The following is a 5,109-nucleotide window of genomic DNA, read 5'->3' as shown; positions in this document are numbered from 1 at the left end:
GTTGGTGAGGTAAAAGCTCACCAAGGCGACGATCAGTAGCTGGTCTGAGAGGACGACCAGCCACACTGGGACTGAGACACGGCCCAGACTCCTACGGGAGGCAGCAGTGGGGAATTTTGGACAATGGGGGCAACCCTGATCCAGCAATGCCGCGTGAGTGAAGAAGGCCTTCGGGTTGTAAAGCTCTTTTGTCAGGGAAGAAACGGTTGAGGCTAATATCCTCGACTAATGACGGTACCTGAAGAATAAGCACCGGCTAACTACGTGCCAGCAGCCGCGGTAATACGTAGGGTGCAAGCGTTAATCGGAATTACTGGGCGTAAAGCGTGCGCAGGCGGTTGTGTAAGTCAGATGTGAAATCCCCGGGCTCAACCTGGGAATTGCATTTGAGACTGCACGGCTAGAGTGTGTCAGAGGGGGGTAGAATTCCACGTGTAGCAGTGAAATGCGTAGATATGTGGAGGAATACCGATGGCGAAGGCAGCCCCCTGGGATAACACTGACGCTCATGCACGAAAGCGTGGGGAGCAAACAGGATTAGATACCCTGGTAGTCCACGCCCTAAACGATGTCTACTAGTTGTCGGGTCTTAATTGACTTGGTAACGCAGCTAACGCGTGAAGTAGACCGCCTGGGGAGTACGGTCGCAAGATTAAAACTCAAAGGAATTGACGGGGACCCGCACAAGCGGTGGATGATGTGGATTAATTCGATGCAACGCGAAAAACCTTACCTACCCTTGACATGGAAGGAATCCCGAAGAGATTTGGGAGTGCTCGAAAGAGAACCTTCACACAGGTGCTGCATGGCTGTCGTCAGCTCGTGTCGTGAGATGTTGGGTTAAGTCCCGCAACGAGCGCAACCCTTGTCATTAGTTGCTACGAAAGGGCACTCTAATGAGACTGCCGGTGACAAACCGGAGGAAGGTGGGGATGACGTCAAGTCCTCATGGCCCTTATGGGTAGGGCTTCACACGTCATACAATGGTACATACAGAGGGCCGCCAACCCGCGAGGGGGAGCTAATCCCAGAAAGTGTATCGTAGTCCGGATTGGAGTCTGCAACTCGACTCCATGAAGTTGGAATCGCTAGTAATCGCGGATCAGCATGTCGCGGTGAATACGTTCCCGGGTCTTGTACACACCGCCCGTCACACCATGGGAGCGGGTTCTGCCAGAAGTAGTTAGCCTAACCGTAAGGAGGGCGATTACCACGGCAGGGTTCGTGACTGGGGTGAAGTCGTAACAAGGTAGCCGTATCGGAAGGTGCGGCTGGATCACCTCCTTTCTAGAGTGCGCACGAAATTAAGCGTCCACACTTATCGGCTGTAATTCAAAGAACAGTTATTTGGTGAAGCACATCACTGTGCTACTGATACTGATCCAAGCGGGTCTGTAGCTCAGCTGGTTAGAGCACCGTGTTGATAACGCGGGGGTCGTTGGTTCGAGCCCAACCAGACCCACCAAGGTTTCGGGGGTTTAGCTCAGCTGGGAGAGCACCTGCTTTGCAAGCAGGGGGTCGTCGGTTCGATCCCGTCAACCTCCACCAAGAAATATCAAACCTAAGTCGGCGCCGAAGGGCGTTGTGATTTAGGTTTGGTCTTTTAAGACTAATGGCTGTTTTTGTTCTTTAACAATCTGGAAGAAGTAAAGATTCATTTAAACGATCGCCAGGACTTCGGTTCTTGCGAAAGTAAAAATGGGTGTGATTGTATCAATCAAAGTATTACGAAGTGATCTTAGCAATTAGAAGACTTACTTTGGCAATACGGCAAACGCTAAATACTCAACTTTATTTCTATAGCGCTCTGGCAACAGAGGCTAACGTTATAGGAACAAGTGAATAAGTGCACATGGTGGATGCCTTGGCGATTACAGGCGATGAAGGACGTAGTAGCTTGCGATAAGCTGCGGGGAGCTGGCAAACAAGCTTTGATCCGCAGATTTCCGAATGGGGAAACCCGGCCTTTTAGGTCATCGTTATCTGAATACATAGGGTAACGAAGCGAACGTGGCGAACTGAAACATCTAAGTAGCTACAGGAAAAGAAATCAACCGAGATTCCCAAAGTAGTGGCGAGCGAAATGGGATCAGCCTGCAAGATTTAGCATCATTGATAGTGGAACGGAATGGAAAGTCCGGCCATAGAGGGTGATAGCCCCTTACACGAAATCATTGGTGTGGAACTAGGCTTGCGACAAGTAGGGCGGGACACGTGAAATCCTGTCTGAACATGGGGGGACCATCCTCCAAGGCTAAATACTCGTAATCGACCGATAGTGAACCAGTACCGTGAGGGAAAGGCGAAAAGAACCCCGGAAGGGGAGTGAAATAGATCCTGAAACCGTGTGCATACAAACAGTAGGAGCCTCGAAAGGGGTGACTGCGTACCTTTTGTATAATGGGTCAGCGACTTACATTCAGTGGCAAGCTTAACCGCATAGGGAAGGCGTAGAGAAATCGAGTCCGAATAGGGCGTTCAGTCGCTGGGTGTAGACCCGAAACCAAGTGATCTATCCATGGCCAGGTTGAAGGTGCGGTAACACGCACTGGAGGACCGAACCCACTAATGTTGAAAAATTAGGGGATGAGCTGTGGATAGGGGTGAAAGGCTAAACAAACTTGGAAATAGCTGGTTCTCTCCGAAAACTATTTAGGTAGTGCCTCAAGTATCACCATCGGGGGTAGAGCACTGTTATGGCTAGGGGGTCATCGCGACTTACCAAACCATTGCAAACTCCGAATACCGATGAGTGCGAGCTTGGGAGACAGACGTCGGGTGCTAACGTCCGGCGTCAAGAGGGAAACAACCCAGACCGCCAGCTAAGGTCCCAAAGATTGGCTAAGTGGAAAACGAAGTGGGAAGGCTAAAACAGTCAGGAGGTTGGCTTAGAAGCAGCCATCCTTTAAAGAAAGCGTAATAGCTCACTGATCGAGTCGTCCTGCGCGGAAGATGTAACGGGGCTAAGCCAGTCACCGAAGCTGCGGATATCCGTAAGGATATGGTAGGAGAGCGTTCTGTAAGCCTGTGAAGGTGTCTTGTAAAGGATGCTGGAGGTATCAGAAGTGCGAATGCTGACATGAGTAGCGATAATGCGGGTGAAAGGCCCGCACGCCGTAAGCCCAAGGTTTCCTGTTCAACGTTCATCGGAGCAGGGTGAGTCGGCCCCTAAGGCGAGGCAGAGATGCGTAGCTGATGGGAAGCAGGTTAATATTCCTGCACCGTCGTTAGATGCGATGGGGGGACGGATCGCGGAAGGTTGTCCGGGTGTTGGATGTCCCGGTTTTTGCATCGAAGAAGGCTGTTAGGCAAATCCGGCAGCGTAATTCAAGGGTGTGAGACGAGCGAACTTGTTCGCGAAGCAATCGGAAGTGGTTCCAAGAAAAGCCTCTAAGCTTCAGTCTAACGAGACCGTACCGCAAACCGACACAGGTGGGCGAGATGAGTATTCTAAGGCGCTTGAGAGAACTCGGGAGAAGGAACTCGGCAAATTGGTACCGTAACTTCGGGATAAGGTACGCCCAAGTAGTTTGACTGGCCTGCGCCAGAAGGACAAAAGGGTTGCAATAAAATGGTGGCTGCGACTGTTTAATAAAAACACAGCACTCTGCAAACACGAAAGTGGACGTATAGGGTGTGACGCCTGCCCGGTGCTGGAAGATTAAATGATGGGGTGCAAGCTCTTGATTGAAGTCCCAGTAAACGGCGGCCGTAACTATAACGGTCCTAAGGTAGCGAAATTCCTTGTCGGGTAAGTTCCGACCTGCACGAATGGCGTAACGATGGCCACACTGTCTCCTCCCGAGACTCAGCGAAGTTGAAATGTTTGTGATGATGCAATCTACCCGCGGCTAGACGGAAAGACCCCATGAACCTTTACTGTAGCTTTGCATTGGACTTTGAACCAATCTGTGTAGGATAGGTGGGAGGCTTTGAAGCGTGGACGCTAGTCTGCGTGGAGCCAACCTTGAAATACCACCCTGGTTTGTTTGAGGTTCTAACCTTGGTCCGTTATCCGGATCGGGGACAGTGCATGGTAGGCAGTTTGACTGGGGCGGTCTCCTCCCAAAGTGTAACGGAGGAGTTCGAAGGTACGCTAGGTACGGTCGGACATCGTGCTAATAGTGCAATGGCATAAGCGTGCTTAACTGCGAGACTGACAAGTCGAGCAGGTACGAAAGTAGGACATAGTGATCCGGTGGTTCTGTATGGAAGGGCCATCGCTCAACGGATAAAAGGTACTCTGGGGATAACAGGCTGATTCCTCCCAAGAGTTCATATCGACGGGGGAGTTTGGCACCTCGATGTCGGCTCATCACATCCTGGGGCTGTAGCCGGTCCCAAGGGTATGGCTGTTCGCCATTTAAAGTGGTACGTGAGCTGGGTTTAAAACGTCGTGAGACAGTTTGGTCCCTATCTGCCGTGGGCGTTGGAAGTTTGAAGGGGGCTGCTCCTAGTACGAGAGGACCGGAGTGGACGAACCTCTGGTGTATCGGTTGTCACGCCAGTGGCATTGCCGAGTAGCTAAGTTCGGAAGAGATAACCGCTGAAAGCATCTAAGCGGGAAACTCGCCTTGAGATGAGACTTCCCGGGAACTTGATTCCCCTAAAGGGTCGTTCGAGACCAGGACGTTGATAGGTCAGGTGTGGAAGCGCAGTAATGCGTTAAGCTAACTGATACTAATTGCCCGTGCGGCTTGTTCCTATAACATTAGCTCGGTTATAGACCAAGTTGAGCATATTGTGTGTTTGCCCTCGACGCATCACACCCAGTAGTCAACCCTGACTACACTAAATGAATTAATACTTCTTCCCAGATTGCGTTGTTTGATCTTCCTGGCTTCAACTGGAAATCAAATAACACTACAAGTTATGCCTGATGACTATAGCAAGTTGGTACCACCCCTTCCCATCCCGAACAGGACCGTGAAACGACTTCGCGCCGATGATAGTGCTGCAACCAGTGTGAAAGTAGGTCATCGTCAGGCTTGTTATACGCAATAGCCCTCGTTACTCAGTAACGAGGGCTTTTTGCTTTGCGCGATCACTTCCAACAAACCTGCCCATACGCCTCGCTGCGCGGTTGGGGGGCCTCGCCGGATTCTCGGC

2 tRNA genes and 3 rRNA genes are annotated in these 5,109 nt (G+C 51.1%); all 5 read left to right on the top strand.

From position 1 onward, the window contains the following. Positions 1-1,287, top strand: a 16S ribosomal RNA gene (locus tag CEJ42_RS24310); the annotation flags it as partial. A gap of 101 nt (positions 1,288-1,388) precedes the next feature. Continuing rightward, a tRNA-Ile gene (locus CEJ42_RS24305) sits at positions 1,389-1,465 on the top strand. Between the two features lie 7 nt (positions 1,466-1,472). Further along, positions 1,473-1,548, top strand: a tRNA-Ala gene (locus tag CEJ42_RS24300). A 284-nt stretch (positions 1,549-1,832) separates the two neighbouring features. Then, a 23S ribosomal RNA gene (locus CEJ42_RS24295) occupies positions 1,833-4,705 on the top strand. Between the two features lie 170 nt (positions 4,706-4,875). Beyond that, positions 4,876-4,988, top strand: a 5S ribosomal RNA gene (gene rrf, locus CEJ42_RS24290). The last annotated feature ends 121 nt before the right edge of the window (positions 4,989-5,109 follow it).

This window comes from Herbaspirillum robiniae (assembly GCF_002213415.1).
Classification (GTDB): Bacteria; Pseudomonadota; Gammaproteobacteria; order Burkholderiales; family Burkholderiaceae_D; genus Herbaspirillum; species Herbaspirillum robiniae.
This window is presented reverse-complemented; position numbering and strand designations above follow the sequence as displayed.